The sequence below is a fragment of the Nostoc sp. C052 genome (genome assembly GCF_013393905.1).
Classification (GTDB): Bacteria; Cyanobacteriota; Cyanobacteriia; order Cyanobacteriales; family Nostocaceae; genus Nostoc.
This window is the reverse complement of sequence record NZ_CP040272.1, coordinates 7,105,454-7,124,280: the sequence shown is the minus strand read 5'-3', so window position 1 is coordinate 7,124,280 and position 18,827 is coordinate 7,105,454. Positions and strand designations below refer to the sequence as shown.

The window sequence follows — 18,827 nt, the reverse complement described above, 5'->3', positions numbered from 1 at the left end:
TCTATCTTTGTAGTATGTAAAGAAGCACTTTTGACCTAAGACTATGCCTGATTCTGAAAAACCGCTCACCTACCCATCCAGCCACAAGAGTAATCAAGTCGATGATTACCACGGTACTTTAGTCGCAGATCCTTACCGTTGGCTAGAAGATCCTGACTCTGAAGAAACAAAGACTTGGATTGAGGCACAAAATCAAGTTACTTTTGGCTACCTGAGTGAAATTCCTGCTAGGGAAAAAATTAAACAACGCCTTACCAAACTTTGGGATTATGAAAAATATGGTATCCCTTTTAAAGAAGGCGAATCTCTGCGAGACGGTTCCACCGAACGCTACTTTTATTTTAAAAATGACGGGCTGCAAAACCAAAGTGTCCTTTACACTCTGAAAACCCTCGACGATCAACCCAAAGTTTTACTCGACCCGAATAAACTCTCAGAAGATGGCACTGTTGCTCTTTCGGGATTATCTATTAGTGAGAATGGTAGGCTTTTAGCTTATGGTCTATCGTCTTCTGGTTCTGATTGGCAAGAATGGAAAGTACGCGATGTTGAAACTGGTGAAGACCTCCAAGACAATCTAAAGTGGATTAAATTTTCTGGTGCATCTTGGACACACGATCATCAAGGTTTTTTCTACAGTCGCTACGATGAACCAAATGAAAAAACTCAATTAGAAGATGTTAACTATTATCAAAAACTCTACTATCATCAATTAGGTAAACACCAATCAGAAGACGTTTTAATTTACCATCGTCCTGACCAAAAGGAATGGGGTTTTAGTGGTGATGTTACTGAAGATGGAAACTATCTAATAATTTCAATTTGGCTGGGTACTGACTCAAAAAATTTAGTTTTCTATAAAGATTTGACTAACTCTAATGCAGAAGTCGTAGAACTAATTAATCAGTTTGAGGCAGATTACAGCTTTATTGACAATGATGATAGCGTCTTTTATTTCCGCACAGATTTAAATGCACCACGGGGAAGAGTGATTGCCATTGATACGAAAAACTCTGCGTCAGAAAATTGGCGAGAAATCATTCCTCAATCTGTGGAAACTTTGGAAAGCGTCGGTATACTTAATAACCAATTTGTTGCTGATTACCTCAAGGATGCTCACAGCCAAATCAAAATTTTTAACCTCAAAGGTGAATTTATTCGAGAGGTAGAACTACCCGGACTTGGTTCAGCCGGAGGCTTTGGTGGTAAGCGTTATGATACTGAAACTTTTTATAGTTTTACTAGCTTTACCATACCAGGTACTATTTATCGCTACAACTTGGTGACAGGACAAAGCGAGGTTTTCCGCCAGCCACAGGTAGATTTTAATCCTGATGATTATGAGACAAAACAAGTATTTTATCAGAGCAAAGATGGTACTATAGTGCCAATGTTTATTACCCACAAAAAAGGTATTAAATTAGATGGTAATAACCCTACTTATCTCTATGCTTATGGCGGTTTTAATATCTCAATCACACCTAGCTTTTCTGTGAGTCTGTTGGTGTGGATGGAGATGGGTGGTATCTATGCGATGCCTAATATCCGCGGTGGTGGAGAATACGGCGAAGAATGGCATCAAGCAGGAATGAAGGATAAAAAGCAGAATGTCTTTGATGACTTTATTGGTGCTGCTGAGTGGTTGATTGCTAACAAGTATACTCAGACTGAGAAGTTAGCGATCGCAGGTGGTAGTAACGGTGGTTTATTAGTGGGTGCTTGCATAACCCAACGTCCCGATTTGTTTGGTGCAGCTTTACCAGCAGTCGGCGTCATGGATATGTTGCGGTTCCAGAACTTTACCATCGGTTGGGGTTGGACTTCCGAATTTGGTTCAGCAGATAACCTAGAAGAGTTTCCAGCACTGTATGCTTATTCGCCATTACACAACATCAAACCAAATACAGCTTACCCAGCAACCTTGATTACCACGGCCGATCATGACGATCGCGTTGTCCCTGCTCATAGTTTCAAATTTGCCGCAGCTTTGCAAGCGGCTCACACAGGTAATACACCAACCTTAATTAGAATTGAGACTAAAGCCGGACATGGTGCGGGTAAACCCACAGCTAAAATTATTGAAGAAGCCGCAGATAAATGGGCTTTTTTGGTGCGTACTTTAGATGTGAAATTTTAGCGATTTAGTGGCGTAGGCAATGCCCTCCCCACTAAATCTACGATTTAGTGTTCTTCTCCCAAAGGGAGACGCCAAAGGCAAATAATCAGTGGCGGGTCTGAATCCACCACTTATTTATTGTGATTCCTGTTAGCGCAGCGGGGCGTAGCCCATTCTGAATTCTGACTTCTGAATTCAGATTGTCCCGACAATGTACGAGTGTCAATACAATAAGATAGTCACGCACCCGATTTCTGGAGTTTTAGCAGTGGGCTTATTTGATGATTTGAGTCGGTTTCTAGAAAACCGTTTAGAAGAATTCTTGCGTAGCAATCCACATTTGGAGTTAGAGGCGCTGCTAGAACAGTTGCGTGAGCAAGAAGAAGACACATTAAAGCTGATCGCAGATTTACAATTACAAGAGAAGCGATCGCAAGAAGAAATTCTGTCTACCGCTCAAGAAATTCAGCGTTGGCATATCCGTATTCAAAAAGCTAAAAACGCTGGTAGAGAAGATTTGGCGGCGGCTGCGGGTGAACGAGAAGCAGCATTGTTACGTGAAGGAAATCAGCGTTGGGGACAGATGCAAGGGCTGAAAGAACGCATTCAGCAATCTCAGGAACTACTGCAAAAAATTCAGCAGCGGCGACAAGAGGTGCAAGCTAAAGCCGCTGAAGCACAGACAGCCCGTGCTAAAGCGCAAACCCAGCAGCGTTTTGAAACCGTTGGCTGGTCGAATCAAACTAGCAGTTATTCTAGTAGTTTTGATGACTTAGAAGATAAGTTCCGTAGCTGGGAAACTCAGGATGAACTAGAACAAATGAAGCGGAATATGCAAAAGTAAAATATTTTACTTTCAGTCTCAGGTTGCGATCGCTTGATAGAAAAAATCAAGATAAACTAGACAATGGCTAAATGAGGATTCACTAATGATATTGGAAACTCAACGCCTATTTTTGCGGGAAATAACGCCTTCTGACCTCGACGCGCTACTACTTGTTCTCGGTGATGCGGAGTCGATGCGCTACTACCCAAAGCCGTTTGACCGCGAGATGGTGCAAAATTGGATTGATCGGCATTGCCGCAGCTATGCACAGCACGGCCTCGGCTTATGGGCGATGGTTCTCAAGGCGACGGGTGAGGTAATCGGCGACTGCGGACTGGTTTGGCAAGAGGTAGAAGGACACCAAGAACTCGAAATTGGTTATCATGTCCGTCGTGACCAACAAATGCAGGGTTACGCAACTGAAGCTGCATCTGCTTGCCAGGACTATGCCTTTAACATCCTGGGTTGCGATCGCGTCATTTCCCTGATTCGCCCAGAGAACATCCCCTCTCGGCGTGTTGCCCAGAAGAATGGCCTCAAGGTTGTTCAGGAGACACTCTGGCGTGACATACCGCACTATATATATGCTGTGCAACGCTCAGAAAGTAAATTTTTTACAACAAGCAGTTTCTCAGAAGTAGAGAAATCAAAATTCCAGGTGTAGCCGAGGTTTTAGATTTTCTTTTCCCCATCTTTCTTGTCCCCAGTCTTTAATAGACATCTCCGAAAAAGAATGTAGAGACGTAGCAGTGCTACGTCTCTACAAGGGTTCTGGGTAACGCATCTTTAATTTCTGGAGATGTCTAATAAATCATTTAGTGCTTCCACTAGAGCCTGATTTTGCTCATCAGTGCCAACAGTAATACGTAATTTATCATCTAGTCCAGCTTGTTTAAAGTAGCGGATTAAAATTCCCCTTTCCTTCAATTTTTGATAAAGATATTCTGCGTTTCCTTCTCTTGGCTGTGCCAACAAAAAGTTAGTTTGGGAATCCCAAATATGAAAACCTAATTGCTTCAAATCTGTTGCTAACTTAGCCCGTGATGCTTTAATCTTTGCTACACAAGCATTTTTATAAGCTTGATCGGTAATAGCAGCTGTACCAATTGCACAAGCGATCGCATCAATGTTATAGCTATCTTTCACCTTAAACAATCCCTGCAACAGTTGGGGATTTGCCACCCCAAAACCCAGCCGTAATCCTGCCAACGAGTACCCCTTAGAAAATGTCCGAATCACGATGACGTTTTCGTATTCCTTTACCAAAGCCAAGGCATTCTCTTCGGTAAAATCTACATAAGCTTCATCAATTACCAAAACCCCAGATAACTGGCTAGCTAATTTTCGCAAGTCATCTGTTGCCACCACATGCCCCGATGGACTATTGGGCGACGCAATAAATGTCACAGAACCATTGGCGGCAACCAGTTCTTCTAAAGGTAAGCTGTAGTCATCACTGTAAGGAATCTCAATAATTTTCGCCGCTTGCATTTCTGTTAATGTGCGATATAGCACGTAAGTTGGCATCGGGTAAACAACCTTATTCCCAGGTTCTACACAGGCTCGAATGATTACGCTCAATAATTCATCACTACCATTTCCGACAATAATCCAATCACTAGGAACTTCTAAAACTTTACTTGCAGCTTGTCGGAACTCTCCACCGAAAGGTTCTGGATACCGCCGTAACCACTCACCATCAATATTCCGTAGCACAGCTAATGCGGCAGGAGAAGGAGGATAGGGGTTCTCATTGCTGTTAAGTTTAATAATCTGTGTACCGCGTTGAGGCTGCTCACCGGGAACGTAGCTAGCCATTGCATCAACATTGGAGCGAAAGTATTTAGTCATAAGGCATTGGGCATTGGGCATTGCGTATTGAATTATAAATTACGAATTACGAATTACGAATTAACTAACAGTTTCATCTGAACCCTAGAAATATGACAGCATGTCTTTTGACACGATTTTACTATTACAGTGACAATGCTACGTAGTAACTGTTTTTACTTGGTGTGAAAGAGAACGTGAAAAAGGATTTTTTGTTGCTAACAGTTGCTTTACCGAGTTTACTGATAGTGTTTCCTAGTTATGCTGCTGAGAGTGAAATTGAGCAGAGAAATAATCATAAATCGACCGAAGTCATTTCAGATATTCCGAGTTTGAGTGAAATTGAGCTACCCGTTACTAATGCCGAATTATTATCTCAACAATCTGTACCGATTCAAGTTAATCCAGAAGAAACTCAGCCAGAAACAGAGCAAACTCCCAGCGATGATGCAGACATTTCTATAGAAGCGATCGCAAAACCAGATAATCTACCTCAATCTACTCCAACTTATGTAATTGATCGAGAAGAAATTCAAAAACAGGGCGCTACAAATTTAGCCGATATTTTGAAAAGAATGCCTGGTTTTGCAATCAATGATGTCGGTCATGGTGCAGATATTCACACAGGTACATACTATCGGGGAGCCTCTATTAATCAGTCTGTATTTCTGATTAATGGCAGACCAATTAACAATAATGTCAACACTTATCATGGCGGAACTGATTTAAATAGTATTCCTGTAGAGGCAATTGAACGAGTGGAATTATATAGCGGTACAGCCTCCGCTTTATTTGGTTCCTCAGCCTTTGGGGGAGTTGTGAATATCATCACCAAAGAAGGTTATGGCAAACCTAAATTGAGTGGGAGTGCAGAATTTGGCTCATTGAGTTTAAATAATCAACAAGTGACTTATGGTGGTTCATCTGATAAAGTCAAGTACAACTTTAGCTTTCAAAGATTCTTTACAGATAACCGTTACCGCGTCCCTGTAGGTGCAGCTAATCGTGATAGTCAGGGGTTTTTATCAAATGCAGACACAGCGACAAGTACTTACTTTGGTAGTATTGGAGTAGATTTAGATCAGAAAAACTCATTGAATTTAGATGTTACTAAACTCAGCAGTCGTCGCGGTTTAATTTATTTTGGTTTTCCTCTCCAAAGAGATAGATTAGACCACGATGGTTTAAACCTTGGCCTATCTTGGAAAACTCGACTAGGTAATGGCGAAAGCTCTAATTTGACAACTTCAATTGGTTATAACCAAGATTATTTCAGCACTTATGGCCCTACCGGAGCATTTTACCGTACAGGAGCTTTAGATACACAACAACTCACAGCTAGGGTAGATCATGAGTGGAAAATTACTACCAACAATAAATTGCGTTGGGGATTAGATTTGAAAAACACCGACTTAATCGGTGACGTTTTGAGTACAAATCCTAGTAGTATTGCCAAAAATGAAACTGAAGATCGGAGTTTGTTCAATACAGCTTTATTTGCTGTCAATACTTGGAATATTAGCGATAATTTTTTGATAGATTTAGGCTTAAGGCAAAGCTTTGACAGCCAATTTGGAAATTATCTTAACCCTAGTGTAGGGTTGCGTTATGCCGTCACACCAATAGTAGCAGTGCGTGGAAGTTGGGCGGGAGGGCAACGCAATCCTGGGTTAGATCAGTTGTATGTTTATGATACAGTTCATGGTTGGGAACCTAATCCTGATTTAAGACCGGAAACGGGTTCTACTTGGACTGCGGGAGTGGATGTTAATTTTTCTCAAAATCTGATTGGACAGTTTACTTACTTTGGTAGTAGTATAGGCGATCGCTTGGGAGTCATCGCCGGAAAATGGGCAAACATTGGACTAGTAGATACCAATGGTTTAGAGGCTGCATTGCAATTAAAAATTGCAAATAGCTGGTCAACTTTCCTCAACTATACTTATACAGATGCTCAAATCAAAACAGGAACAGAGAGAGGTTTGCAGTTAGGTTTGATTCCCTACTCTGTACTGCAAACTGGCGTGGGTTATCAAAATTCCGGTTGGCAGGCTAACTTGTATGTTACCTACAATAGTGGCGCTCGTAGATCCGTCTTCGCTAACCCCAGTGACAAGCCTACAGATTTTGCACCGTCTTTCGTGAATTTAGATTTGAGCGGTCGTATACCTCTAACTAGCAATTTAGGACTGACAGTTTACTTAGAAAATCTACTTGGTGAGCAATATGAGCGAGTTAATCGCATATATAGTCCTGGATTTACTTTCCGTGTGGGTTTAAGCGCCAATTTTTAGATATTACAAGCAGTACATCTGTCGTAAGGGCAAAGCAATGCTCATTGCTGTCAACTTAACGCGAAACCGCTTGTCCGCCTGGAATTGAAATTCCCGTCTCATAGCTAAAGTCATCTGAAGATGACTAAAAACCTCCAGTCTACTTCAGTAGACTTAGGCTATTAGCCCGAAAATTTATTTCCGGGCGGGTATGGAAGCCAACAGATAAGCTATTTCCAGCTTAAGTTGACACCAATAGGCAATGCTGTGACCCTACCGCATAGTCTATTTACCTGAAAATAGCTGTCAAAGATTGTGCAATGACAAAATCTCTGCTTCTGGCGTAGGGTTTCTCTTACCGTATGAAGAGGACGACTGGGAAACAAGAAACCTGCGATCGCCTGACGTGTAGACTAGGGACTTTGAAATACAGGGATTTGGGATTATGTAACCGCATTTCACCAAACTTTTTTTCTGAAGGTGATAGGAAAGCGATCGCAAGTGGGTAAGTTACATCTAGAACACACAACCACTTCCTACACCAGGGAAAACACTTATGAAAACCGAATTGAAAGCAAAGTTTATCCAACACATCCTTGACAAAAAGAAGGAAAACGAAGGTTTCACACTTATTGAATTATTAGTAGTAATTATCATCATCGGTATTTTGTCTGCGATCGCTCTACCTTCTTTCTTGAACCAAGCTAACAAAGCCAAGCAGTCTGAAGCAAAAACTTATGTAGGTTCCATGAACCGCGCCCAACAAGCTTATTACTTAGAAAATACTACATTTACAACTTCAATTGGTTCTTTAGGTCTTGGTATAGCAACACAAACCGTAAATTACCAATACTCGGCTGCCTTGTTAACAGGCGGTAGTGTAGTCAGCAACCTGGCACAAGTAATACTTAACACTGCGCCTCTCAAAAGCTATATAGGTATTGTAGAGGTAACAACCCAACAAGCTACCAGTGAAGCTACTACCGTGGCTGTTTTGTGTGAATCTAAAAATGCTATGGTTAACGGTGGTGTGAATGCAAGTTCCGCTACAATTGCCTACACCGCTGGAGCACCTGTTTGTCCCAACCTCAACACCGACTTCGTCTCTTTAGCTAAGTAACCAACGACAAACAGTATACTTGTCTGTTAACTAAATCTTTTCTAAAGTGGGTAGATGCTTCTATCCACTTTATTTCCGTTATGTAAGCGCTTCAAAAGTGTATTCCTCATAAAATTTTCCCAGAGAATCATAATGATTACTGATATATGTAATTGGCAAAATCAAGCTGAACAATACTTGATTCAAGAAAAATATTCGGAAGCGGCACATTTATATGAACAAGCAATAGAAATAGAACCAAATGCTATTTCTTATTATTGGCATTTAGGGTTACTATTGCTATTACAAGGGCAAGAAGCAGAAGCTCAAATGACTTGGATGCTGCCAATGACAGAGGCAGATGAAGAAAAGTTAGCAATTTGGACAAATGAATTATTTCAAGTTTTACAAATAGAAGCTGAAAGGCGTGAAACACTGGCAGAATATTCTGTAGCTTGGTTAATTCGCCAACATATACGAGAAATTAATCCTAGCAATATAAATAATTTGCTTCAAATCCTTCTTCTCTCTATCAAATTAGAAAAACTTGAAGAAATTGATGATTTGAATGAGTGGGGATTAATTGAAAGCTTAAACGACAAAGAAAATGTAGAAATTAATGCCGAATTATTAATCCAATTTTTAAAAGAAATTTTAAATTCTGTTCCCTTACATTCAATTAATTTAAATTTAATAGAAGCTAGTCTTCCTTATTTCTCTGATGCTCATCAATGCTTCTGTATATTGCTTCCTGTTGCTATCCAACTTGGTCATACTTTGCGACAGCCTTTACTAGCAGCATCCGTGCTAAAACTGCATTTACAATTAGAACCAGATAATGTAGAGATTTTGCGGCACTTAGCGACTTTTTATCAAGATGCTCGTAATTATTCTCAAGGGATAGAGACAGCTAAGTTATGTTATTCCCTATCAGAAGGTTTGGCTGATAAAATTTTTGCGCTCCATCTGATGTTAAGAGGTTTAATGTCAGCAGGTGGATATTGGCAAGAGATATGTACAACTTGTCAAGAATTAGAAACTGTATATAAACAGTTTATTGAAGCTCAACCAATTCTTTTAGAAGAAGGAAGAATATTGCGGTTGCTTACACCAGCTTTTGCGATACCTCATATTAAAGATGCCCCTTCTGAATTTCGAGTTATTCATAATAAGATAGCTGAAATTTTTAATAATGATATTCAAATTCTTGCACAATCACAAGAAAAAAACTATAATCATAAATTTATTAATAAGCAATATTTAACACCCCATGCAAATAAATTAAAAGTTGGTTATATATCTTACGCTTTAAGAAATCACTCTGTTGGTTGGCTAGCTCGCTGGTTATTTGAACATCATGACCGAGATAAATTTGATATTCATACCTATTTTGTGAACTATAAATTAGTAGATGATTTCCTCCGAGATTGGTATCTACAAAAGGCAGGTAATGCTCATAAATTAGGCATAAATGGTCTAGAAATTGCTGACCAGATATATCAAGATGAAATTGATATTTTAATTGATCTTGATAGCATAACTCTAGATATTACTAGTGAAGTGATGGCACTCAAACCAGCCCCAATTCAAGTTACTTGGCTGGGGTGGGATGCATCAGGTATACCTGCAATTGATTACTTTATTGCAGATCCTTATGTGTTGCCAGATGATGCCCAAAATTACTATACAGAGAAAATCTGGCGATTACCCCAAACTTACATTGCAGTAGATGGTTTTGAAGTTGGTGTACCAACACTCCGCCGCGATGACTTGGATATTCCTATGGATGCCGTTGTATATCTCAGTGCCCAAAGAGGATATAAACGCCATCCAGAAACGACAAAATGGCAAATGCAAATTATCAGACAAGTACCTAATAGCTACTTTTTGATTAAAGGCCCGGCTGAGGAAGAAACAATTAAACGCTTCTTTTACCAAATTGCTGAAGAAGAGGGTGTAGATTGTTCTCGGTTACGATTTTTACCACAAGTTTATTTAGAGTCAGTTCATCGTGCTAATTTAGGCATTGCTGATATCGTATTAGATACTTTTCCCTACAACGGAGCTACGACAACCCTAGAAACCCTCTGGATGGGTATCCCTTTAGTAACCAGAGTTGGACAACAATTTGCAGCACGTAACAGCTACACTATGATGATGAATGCGGGTATTACAGAAGGCATTGCCTGGACAGATGAAGAGTATATAGAATGGGGTGTGCGCTTGGGTAAAGATGAAGCTTTACGCCAGCAGGTGGTTTTGAAACTGAAAGCATCTCGACAAACAGCACCCCTTTGGAATGGTAAGCAGTTTACTCGTGAGATGGAGAAGGCTTATCAGCAAATGTGGCAGAAATATATTGAGAAAAAATAAGCTCGTAGTTCAAGAGTCAGAATTCAGAATGGGCTACGCCCCGGTGCGCTAACAGAATTCAGAATACTCTATCCATGTGCCCTTATAGAAAAGCGGGAGCATCCCAAATGTGTAAAACATAATTTGTCATTGCGAGTGGAACGCAGTGAAGCAAAGCAATCGCAAACTACAGATGTTGCGATTGCTTTATTTTGCAACTCTTGGAGCAAGATCCCGGTAGGGGTACGCTTCATTCGCAATGACAAGTAACGATTTTGGTAAATTTACAAAATTGGGATGTTTCTCAAAGAAGCAAGCTACGCGCAGTGTCTCGTAGAGAAGCGACTTGGCTTCTAAATTCTTCTTGATAAATAATTTTGAATAGCAAAAAATAGTGGCAAAGAAGCTGAACTTCCTTGCCATACTTTGTTTATAAGCCGCATACAATTCTAAAGCTGTGGGATTAGAGCCTGTTAAAGCTGGTCAGGAAATTGGGGGAATTTCTAGTATTTTCGGAGTGCCTGAAAAAGAAGAGTTCGCACCAAATAAATCCGTAATAGCTGGTTGAGTCATATTAAAAATTAGAAGTTACGTATAATTTACAGTAGTTTTTTGTACTAGCAAGAGTTTTTAAAAATAGTGTGACAAAAATTAAGTTTCGTCACTTCGACCACGGGCAACTGCGGTAGCCTTGAAAAGAGCGATCGCAATCTTGACAATACCAACGCTGAATTATGCCGTCCTTGCACTGATTGCAGCCGTTACGGTAAGTATGCCACTGGCAACGGGGACACTGAATCTGGGTTAGGTTTTTTGTCAATTAGGTTTACTCAAAGTAGGTACGGAAGTAAGTAGCATTTTAGCAGTGCGAATTTCTGCAAAGATCCTCAAAACGGGGTTATAAATGCTCTGGATGAGTAGAATTATAGATCAGAGCCAAAAAACTTTGATATACAAGGGGTCTTCGGTCTAGCATTGAAAAACGAAGAAAAAATTGCATAAATTGAGAATGGGAAATCAATTTTTATAACTCCTAACTCTTGTACAGACGCGATTAATCGCCTCTCTCCTAATTCCCTACTCCCCACTCAGCACTCAGAAATATTATGAGCATCACACTTACAGGTACAATCGAACGCCGTGATATTGGTACAGGCGCATGGGCGTTAGTCACAGAAGAGGGTGTTACTTACGAAATCCTCAGAGGGGCTGACAAAGATTTACTCAAAGCCGGACAAAAAGCAAAAGTTAAAGGACAGGTACGCGAAGATGTCATGACTATTGCCATGATTGGCCCTGCCTTAGAGGTCAAATCTTTTGAGGTAATTAGTTCTGATTAGCTGTGGAATTCAGAACCTCTTGCAGACGGCTTCTAAACTCTCCTTTGGGATGACCTCCTTTTACCTCACCCACAATCTGAAATTCCCCTTCTGGAGAATTGCAGAGGATGTAAGTAGGCCATCCCATTTCTGATTTATCGGGATATTGAGTTAATAAAATCTTGCGATACTTGCGGTAAGCAGTCGTATCTTGCATCTTGACATCGATAAACTCTAAACCTAGTTCTTCAGCCACCTTTTTGTCATAAAAAGACATTTTGTGGCAGATGCCGCACTCTTCTGAAGAGAACTTAATTACAGCTAAACTCATGGGTTGGCTACTCTTTGATTCTAGGCAAAGTTTTTTAGCATAATGCTATGAAATACTACCATATAGCTGGCCATTAGTGTCAACTTTAAGCAGAAAGCCTAATTCAGTATTTTTATCTTCATTCTCTGCTTCTAGTGGCATGGCAAGCTTAGAATAGTGCATTAAACGTAGGTTGGGTGAAGCGGAGCGCAACCCAACACATATCAGGATGTTGGCTTTGGCAAAGCCTCCACTACAATTTTTTTGCAACATTTTAGCCTTGCCACACCACTACGCCAAAATATCAAGTAGGATATGTAGATCATTCCAAAGCTATTCACTATCTGGATTTTAGCTTGTATTTAACTATGTCTAAATCTCGTTTTAGAAAAAATAAGGTGCGTCATCTATCTTTGTAACGCACCATCTATTAGCAATTGCAGATTAATAAATCCGCATTCCTTATTCTTCTGGCTCTAAATCGACATCTTCCTCTTCATCTTCTTCGCTGGCTTTAGCTACAGAGTTAGCAGAAACAACAGCGCCTTTATCTAGCTTTTCACGCACCAGTTTCTTAATTTCTTCAGCAAATTCAGGCTTTTCTTCTAGATACTTAATAGCGTTGTCTCGTCCTTGGGAGATATTATCGCCGTTGTAACTATACCAAGCACCTTTGCGGATAATAATGCCAGTTTCTTCTGCTAAGTCAACAACACAACCCAAGGTAGAAATACCTTTACCAAAAATAATGTCAAATTCCGCTATTCTAAAAGGCGGCGCTACTTTATTTTTGGCGACTTTCACCTTAACGCGGTTACCATATTCATCTGTACCTTTTTTCAAGGTTTGAATCCGACGAATATCCAAACGCACGGAAGCGTAAAATTTCAATGCGTTACCACCAGTTGTAGTTTCTGGGCTACCGTAGGTAACACCGATTTTTTGCCGCAACTGGTTGATGAAAATTACTGTACAACCAGATTTACCAATGTTGCCAGTAATCTTACGTAGGGCTTGGCTCATTAACCGCGCTTGCAGACCAACGTGGGCATCACCCATATCGCCTTCAATTTCAGCACGGGGAACCAATGCTGCTACTGAGTCTATAACTACAATATCAACCGCAGCAGAACGAACGAGCTGATCGACAATTTCCAAAGCTGATTCGCCAGTGTCAGGTTGAGAAATCAGCAAATTGTCAATATCTACACCCAATGCCGCAGCATAAGTAGGGTCTAGGGCGTGTTCAGCATCAACGAAGGCAGCAATACCGCCATTTCTTTGCACTTCGGCAAGCGCGTGTAGCGCTACTGTAGTTTTACCAGAACTTTCTGGCCCATAAATTTCAATTACCCGCCCTTTGGGTAAACCACCACCCAATGCTAAATCTAGGGTAAGCGCTCCACTAGAAATTGTTTCCACCCGCATCCGGGTAGCATCGCCCAGGCGCATGATTGCCCCTTTACCAAAGCTGCGCTCAATCTGGTTAAGCACCATAGTCAGTGCTTTTTGCTTGCCAGAAGTATCGGTGTTGATAGCCATTCCTGCTTCTAATGCCTCTTAATATATGGTTTTAAGGAGTGTTGGTGTCGGAGTTTGAGTAGAACAGATATACTATTTTAACCAGAAAATTCTGGAATAGGACTTCTCAAATCAAAAAAGGGGTGTGACAAGATCGTAACTCGATCGCTACCAGATTAGGGTAATTTTGCACAATGATACCAACTTGCATTCAGAGATAGCTTTTTTTGGCTGGGTAAGCAAGGGTTTTCAAAGAAAAAATAAATTACCTAAACAACACTGTCAGTAAAACTGTACTCGTGAGCATTTGCGGAGGTTGCTCAATTAGGAGTGATCGCCATCCGAATTAGTATATCATCGACAACGACGGCTTCATTAGTTAAAGAAGGATGTATATCGCTTCCAGCGTGGTAGCGAAGGAATTTTAAGGTTTTGGCTTTGAATGTTGAGCCATTACCTGCTGATAGTGAGAAGCTATCTGGTTATCAGGGTTTATATCGAGTTGATAGTGGTGAATATCGAATTATTTACAGGTATTTTTCTGATCGCGATTTAATAGAAGTGATTTTAGTCGGTAAGCGCAATGATGATGATGTCTACGAAAGATTGAAGCGTTTACTCGGTTAAGCTTTGGGTTTCATTAAAAATGCTAGAATCTCTCCAGCACAAATGCTTTCAGGCATCTTTGATGACTTTCGACCTTCCCGACTCTCTGATTCTCGATACAGCGCTTTCAGTTTCTGGATTAACTGACTATATCCGTTTGCTGTTAGAGCAAGATGAACAATTGCGGCAAGTTTGGGTAACTGGCGAAGTTTCCAGTGCTAACAATCATCGCAGTGGGTTATTTTTCACGCTGCAAGATCCTGATCGCACTGCCGGCATTAAATGTGTGGTATGGAATAGCCAATTGCCAAAACTCGCCCAAATGCCAGTTGCCGGTGAGCAAATAATTATTTTGGGTAGCATTCGCCTATATCCACAAAGGGGAGAGTATCAGTTATCAGTTTGGCAGACTTTACCTGCTGGTGTTGGTTTACAGGCGTTGCGGTATCAACAACTCAAAAATCGCTTGCTGGCTGAGGGATTGTTCGACGCGCAAAGAAAGCGATCGCTCCCCATCCACCCTCAAACGATCGCTGTCATCACTTCACCAACGGCTGCTGCTTGGGGTGATATTCAAAAAACTCTCAGACAAAGGTATCCAGGTTTACACGTTTTATTTTCTCCGGCGACCGTACAAGGTGAGCAAGCACCTGAATCTATCGTTAAGGCAATTGAGCGGGTGGAAAGAGATGGACGCGCCGAAGTGCTAATTTTATCGCGGGGTGGTGGCGCGGTGGAAGAGTTAGCTTGCTTTAATGATGAACGAGTGGTGCGATCGCTGGCTAGTTGTTCTATTCCTGTAATTACTGGGATCGGCCATCAACGAGATGAATCTTTAGCAGATTTAGTTGCAGATGTATGTGTGCATACACCCACTGCGGCGGCGGAAATGGTTGTACCAGCACTTTCAGAGTTGTATACTGAACATCGGCAGCGAGTTGTCGCTTTACATGAGGCGGTGCATGACTTTAGAGAAAATGCTGAGAATAAACTGCAAGTATTGCGAAACCGGTTGCGACGTTTGCGGTTAGATCGGCAAGTGCAGCAGGAGGTGGAAAAGCTTGCTTGGAAGCGTCAGCATTTGGTGCAAATTACAACGGGGCGATCGCAGCAAGCAAGGCAGCATTTAGAATTATTGCGGCAGAAGTTGGCTATTCTTGACCCAAAAGCGGTATTACAGCGTGGTTATGCGGTGGTGAGAAGGGAAGATGGGGCGATCGCTCGTTCGGCGGTAGAGTTGGCTGTGGGGGAAGAGTTAATGATTCAGTTGGGGCAAGGTGGGGTTAAAGTGAAGGTTATGGAAGTGAACGAACCGCCAAGACGCCAAGGACGCAGAGAGTTGAATGGTTAAACGTAAGGGTGCTTCTAGTTCTGAGGAAGGTTGGAATTATGAGGCGAAGGTGGCTGAGATAGAGGGAATTATCGCTCGTATTGAGGCGGGTGAGTTGGAGTTGGAAGCTGTGTTTGACCAATTTGCGACTGCTGTGGAGTATTTGCGTCAGTGTGAAGGTTTTTTGCAGCAGCGACAACAGCAGGTAGATTTGTTGATTGAAACATTAAGCCAAGAGTAAAAGCCAGAGCCTCAATTTGAGTTTAGGCTAGTAGTGTGAATACAGGAGTTTGCTTTTAGGTAAGGTACAAAATGCAGGACTCAAAATCTCAGATATAAACCAATACAGTTCAGAATGAGCAACAAAACACTTGTCGAGACGGCGATTTATCGCGTCTAAATCCCCGTAACTTAATTACGAATTACGTTAGCGCAGCGGTAGCGAGTCTTCGAGCGTCATTACGAATTACGAATTATTTAAGCCAGAGTTCTAATGAGGAGTTGGACAAACAGAGAATGACTGATGAAATCATTGATTTGACAAATTGCGATCGCGAACCGATCCACATTCCCAGTTTGATCCAGCCTCACGGGGTTTTACTGGTTTTGCAAGATCCCACCCTGAAAATCATTCAGGTGAGCAGTAACAGCCAGGAAGTTGTTGGTCGTCAACCTGATGAATTGCTGGGCAAACCGCTATCAGATTTACTTAATGTCAAGCAGATTAAACTAATTCAACAATGTCTGACAGAGGACTTTGAGAGCGTTAATCCCTTAAATATATCCATCAAATATCAAAATAAATCAATTTATTTTGATGGCATTGTCCATCGTTTCGATAATATTATCATTCTGGAATTAGAACCGAAAAAATCTAAGGAAAAAACAGGCTTTTTTGACTTCTATCAACAGGTAAGAGGAACCATTTCCCGTATTCAGAAAACTCCAACGCTGCTAGAAATGTGCCAGGTTGTGGTGAAAGAAGTCCGGCGAATTACTGGTTTTGATCGCGTCATGGTCTATAGATTTGATCGCGAAGGGGCAGGCAGTGTCATCGCTGAAGACACCAATCAGGAAACGCCCTATTTGGATTTACACTATCCGCCCTCTGATATTCCCAAGCAAGCCCGACAGCTATACACCCTGAACTGGCTGCGGCTGATTCCAAATGCCAGCTACCAGCCTGCCACCTTAATTCCAACAAACAATCCCTTGACAAATCAACCGTTGGATCTCAGTTTATCAGTGTTGCGGAGTGTTTCTCCATTACATCTAGAGTACCTGCAAAATATGGGCGTGACCGCCTCCATGTCTATTTCTCTGATGCACGAGCAAAAGCTTTGGGGATTGATTGCCTGTCACCATTCTTCACCCAAATATATTTCTTACAATATCCGCACCATCTGCGAGTTCATTGGACAGGTGATGTCTGTAGAATTGGCAAATAAAGAAGCAAGTGAAGATATTGATTACAAAAGTCAATTAAAGTCATTGCAAACGCAATTTGTGGAAGGCTTGTCTCAGGCTGAGTATTTCCTGGATGGCATGGTGCAAATGAAATCTCAATTACTCAATCTGGTCAGCGCCACGGGAGCGGTGATATGTAGTGGCGACCAGTATATTCAAGTAGGTAAAACCCCATCTGAGTCAGAGATTCACGCCTTGCTTGATTGGATTAAACCTCAACTGCATCATAACTTGTTTGAGACGCGATCGCTCTCGAAAAATTACCCTGCTGCTGAATCATTTAAAGTGATCGCTAGTGGCGTATTAGCTCTGGAAATTTCCAAAGTTCACCACAATTACATTCTCTGGTTTCGTCCAGAGGTAATTCAAACGGTGAATTGGGGTGGTAACCCCAACAAGCCTGTGGAAGTTTTCTCAAATGGTAGTTTAAGAATATCTCCTCGCAAATCCTTTGAATTATGGCAAGAAACTGTGCAAGGATCTGCCCTACCCTGGAAACCCTGTGAAGTTGAAGTGGTTGCTGAACTGCGAAGCCTGATTGTGGGCGTTGTGTTGCGGCAGGCAGACAAACTGGCATCGATGAATTTTGAATTACAACGGAGTAACGAAGAACTTGATTCTTTTGCTTATGTTGCCTCTCATGACCTCAAAGAACCGCTGCGGGGCATTCATAACTACGCGAACTTCTTAATGGAAGACTATGCAGATGTACTAGATAGCAATGGAATGGCCAAACTGCAAACCTTGGTGCGACTGACGCAGCGAATGGAAGACCTGATCAATTCCCTCCTCCATTTTTCGCGGTTGGGACGCGCCGAACTGATCCGGCAAGCAGTGAATCTGAATGAGTTAGTACCCCAGGTAATCACCACCTTGACCATTTCCCGACCACAGAGTGAAGTTGAGTTTCGCATTCCTCAACCCCTGAAGAGCGTTCAAGGCGATCGCGCTCAGATTAATGAACTCTTTAGCAACCTGATTAGCAACGCCATTAAGTACAATGATAAACCCCAGAAGTGGGTCGAAATTGGTTTCATCGAAGGCAATGGAGAAAGAAAAGTTGCTTCTACTTCTCTAACTTTCTACGTTCGTGATAACGGCATTGGCATCTCTCAAGAGCATCTCGACAAAATCTTTCAAATCTTCCGCCGCTTACATGGACGGGATGACTTTGGCGGTGGAACTGGGGTAGGATTAACCATTGCCCGCAAAATTGTGGAGCGTCACGGTGGTAGAATCTGGGTGGAATCAACACCCACTGAAGGCAGTACATTTTACTTCACCCTGTCGGCAGAGGCAAATACATGACTCAGATTTCAGTCTCCCCGATGCAGGAAACGCCACTACTTTTAATTGTCGAGGATAGCAACGAAGACTTTGAGGCACTGCAACGATTTCTAGGGCGTTCTACCATTGCGATCGCTATTCAGAGGTGTGTGAATGGAGAACAAGCCTTGGCGTTTCTTTATCGCACTGGTAGCTATGTGGAGCGCGAAAGTGCGCCCCGTCCCGGCTTGATTGTACTTGACTTGAACCTGCCCGGAACCGATGGACGAGAAGTGTTACGCCGGATTAAACAGGATGACAACTTGAAGATGATTCCGGTGGTGGTGTTTACTACCTCTAACAATCCTAAAGATATTGAAGTATGCTATCAATACGGTGTAAACAGCTACATTGTTAAGCCAATCAATTTTGCTCAACTGAAACGAGATATTCAGATGCTTGTGGAATATTGGTTTGAAGTGACGACACTGCCTGATTATCCCAAGGATTAG

General features: G+C 41.7%; 17 protein-coding genes. 12 read left to right on the top strand and 5 right to left on the bottom strand.

Annotated features, from left to right (window positions below):
- The first annotated feature begins 43 nt into the window (after positions 1 to 43).
- The 3 genes from FD723_RS29485 (at position 44) to FD723_RS29475 (ending at position 3,606) form a co-directional block, all read left to right on the top strand.
- Positions 44 to 2,137 (top strand): prolyl oligopeptidase family protein, encoded by a 2,094-nt coding sequence (locus FD723_RS29485; protein ID WP_179068515.1) that lies wholly within the window; start codon positions 44 to 46, stop codon positions 2,135 to 2,137.
- Positions 2,138 to 2,384: 247 nt separating this feature from the next.
- Entirely contained in the window at positions 2,385 to 2,960 is a 576-nt protein-coding gene (locus tag FD723_RS29480) for a TIGR04376 family protein (RefSeq protein ID WP_179069322.1), read from the top strand.
- An 85-nt stretch (positions 2,961 to 3,045) separates the two neighbouring features.
- Positions 3,046 to 3,606, top strand: a complete 561-nt coding sequence (locus tag FD723_RS29475; RefSeq protein ID WP_179068514.1) for a GNAT family N-acetyltransferase — start codon at positions 3,046 to 3,048, stop codon at positions 3,604 to 3,606.
- Positions 3,607 to 3,728: 122 nt separating this feature from the next.
- Here FD723_RS29475 and hisC read toward each other — a convergent pair whose 3' ends face one another.
- Positions 3,729 to 4,793 (bottom strand): histidinol-phosphate transaminase, encoded by a 1,065-nt coding sequence (gene hisC / locus FD723_RS29470; protein WP_179068513.1) that lies wholly within the window; start codon positions 4,791 to 4,793, stop codon positions 3,729 to 3,731.
- A 176-nt stretch (positions 4,794 to 4,969) separates the two neighbouring features.
- On the opposite strand from hisC, the gene FD723_RS29465 reads away from it, so the two are divergent.
- From FD723_RS29465 to FD723_RS29455, 3 genes are all read left to right on the top strand, one after another.
- Positions 4,970 to 7,066 (top strand): TonB-dependent siderophore receptor, encoded by a 2,097-nt coding sequence (locus tag FD723_RS29465; RefSeq protein ID WP_179068512.1) that lies wholly within the window; start codon positions 4,970 to 4,972, stop codon positions 7,064 to 7,066.
- 535 nt (positions 7,067 to 7,601) lie between these two features.
- Positions 7,602 to 8,165: a type IV pilin-like G/H family protein gene (locus tag FD723_RS29460; RefSeq protein ID WP_179068511.1), complete on the top strand. Its 564-nt coding sequence runs from the start codon at positions 7,602 to 7,604 to the stop codon at positions 8,163 to 8,165.
- Positions 8,166 to 8,297: 132 nt separating this feature from the next.
- Positions 8,298 to 10,517, top strand: a complete 2,220-nt coding sequence (locus FD723_RS29455; RefSeq protein WP_179068510.1) for a tetratricopeptide repeat protein — start codon at positions 8,298 to 8,300, stop codon at positions 10,515 to 10,517.
- Between the two features lie 640 nt (positions 10,518 to 11,157).
- Here the strand turns inward: FD723_RS29455 and FD723_RS29450 are convergent.
- On the bottom strand, positions 11,158 to 11,316 hold the full coding sequence (locus FD723_RS29450; protein ID WP_179068509.1) for a hypothetical protein: 159 nt from the start codon (positions 11,314 to 11,316) through the stop codon (positions 11,158 to 11,160).
- A gap of 286 nt (positions 11,317 to 11,602) precedes the next feature.
- Here FD723_RS29450 and FD723_RS29445 point away from each other — a divergent pair, with 286 nt between their 5' ends.
- Positions 11,603 to 11,836 carry a hypothetical protein gene (locus tag FD723_RS29445; RefSeq protein WP_179068508.1) on the top strand — a complete coding sequence of 78 codons (234 nt, stop codon included), beginning with the start codon at positions 11,603 to 11,605 and terminating at the stop codon, positions 11,834 to 11,836.
- On the opposite strand, the gene FD723_RS29440 is transcribed toward FD723_RS29445, so the two are convergent.
- From FD723_RS29440 to recA, 3 genes are all read right to left on the bottom strand, one after another.
- Positions 11,823 to 12,146 (bottom strand): thioredoxin family protein, encoded by a 324-nt coding sequence (locus FD723_RS29440; protein ID WP_099103723.1) that lies wholly within the window; start codon positions 12,144 to 12,146, stop codon positions 11,823 to 11,825. The genes FD723_RS29445 and FD723_RS29440 overlap by 14 nt on opposite strands.
- Positions 12,147 to 12,191: 45 nt before the next feature.
- Positions 12,192 to 12,398 (bottom strand): hypothetical protein, encoded by a 207-nt coding sequence (locus FD723_RS29435; protein WP_179068507.1) that lies wholly within the window; start codon positions 12,396 to 12,398, stop codon positions 12,192 to 12,194.
- A gap of 189 nt (positions 12,399 to 12,587) precedes the next feature.
- Positions 12,588 to 13,667, bottom strand: coding sequence for a recombinase RecA (recA, locus tag FD723_RS29430; protein WP_179068506.1), 1,080 nt, complete (start codon positions 13,665 to 13,667; stop codon positions 12,588 to 12,590).
- A gap of 417 nt (positions 13,668 to 14,084) precedes the next feature.
- Here recA and FD723_RS29425 point away from each other — a divergent pair, with 417 nt between their 5' ends.
- From FD723_RS29425 to FD723_RS29405, 5 genes are all read left to right on the top strand, one after another.
- The gene (locus tag FD723_RS29425) at positions 14,085 to 14,273 is read left to right on the top strand and encodes a type II toxin-antitoxin system RelE/ParE family toxin (RefSeq protein ID WP_256874962.1); all 189 of its coding nucleotides are present in this window, start codon (positions 14,085 to 14,087) and stop codon (positions 14,271 to 14,273) included.
- 61 nt (positions 14,274 to 14,334) lie between these two features.
- On the top strand, positions 14,335 to 15,603 hold the full coding sequence (xseA, locus tag FD723_RS29420; RefSeq protein ID WP_179069321.1) for an exodeoxyribonuclease VII large subunit: 1,269 nt from the start codon (positions 14,335 to 14,337) through the stop codon (positions 15,601 to 15,603).
- Positions 15,596 to 15,823 carry an exodeoxyribonuclease VII small subunit gene (xseB, locus tag FD723_RS29415; protein WP_179068505.1) on the top strand — a complete coding sequence of 76 codons (228 nt, stop codon included), beginning with the start codon at positions 15,596 to 15,598 and terminating at the stop codon, positions 15,821 to 15,823. The genes xseA and xseB overlap by 8 nt, the downstream gene beginning before the upstream one ends.
- A gap of 275 nt (positions 15,824 to 16,098) precedes the next feature.
- Positions 16,099 to 18,357 (top strand): ATP-binding protein, encoded by a 2,259-nt coding sequence (locus FD723_RS29410; protein WP_179068504.1) that lies wholly within the window; start codon positions 16,099 to 16,101, stop codon positions 18,355 to 18,357.
- Positions 18,354 to 18,827: a response regulator gene (locus tag FD723_RS29405; protein WP_179068503.1), complete on the top strand. Its 474-nt coding sequence runs from the start codon at positions 18,354 to 18,356 to the stop codon at positions 18,825 to 18,827. The genes FD723_RS29410 and FD723_RS29405 overlap by 4 nt, the downstream gene beginning before the upstream one ends.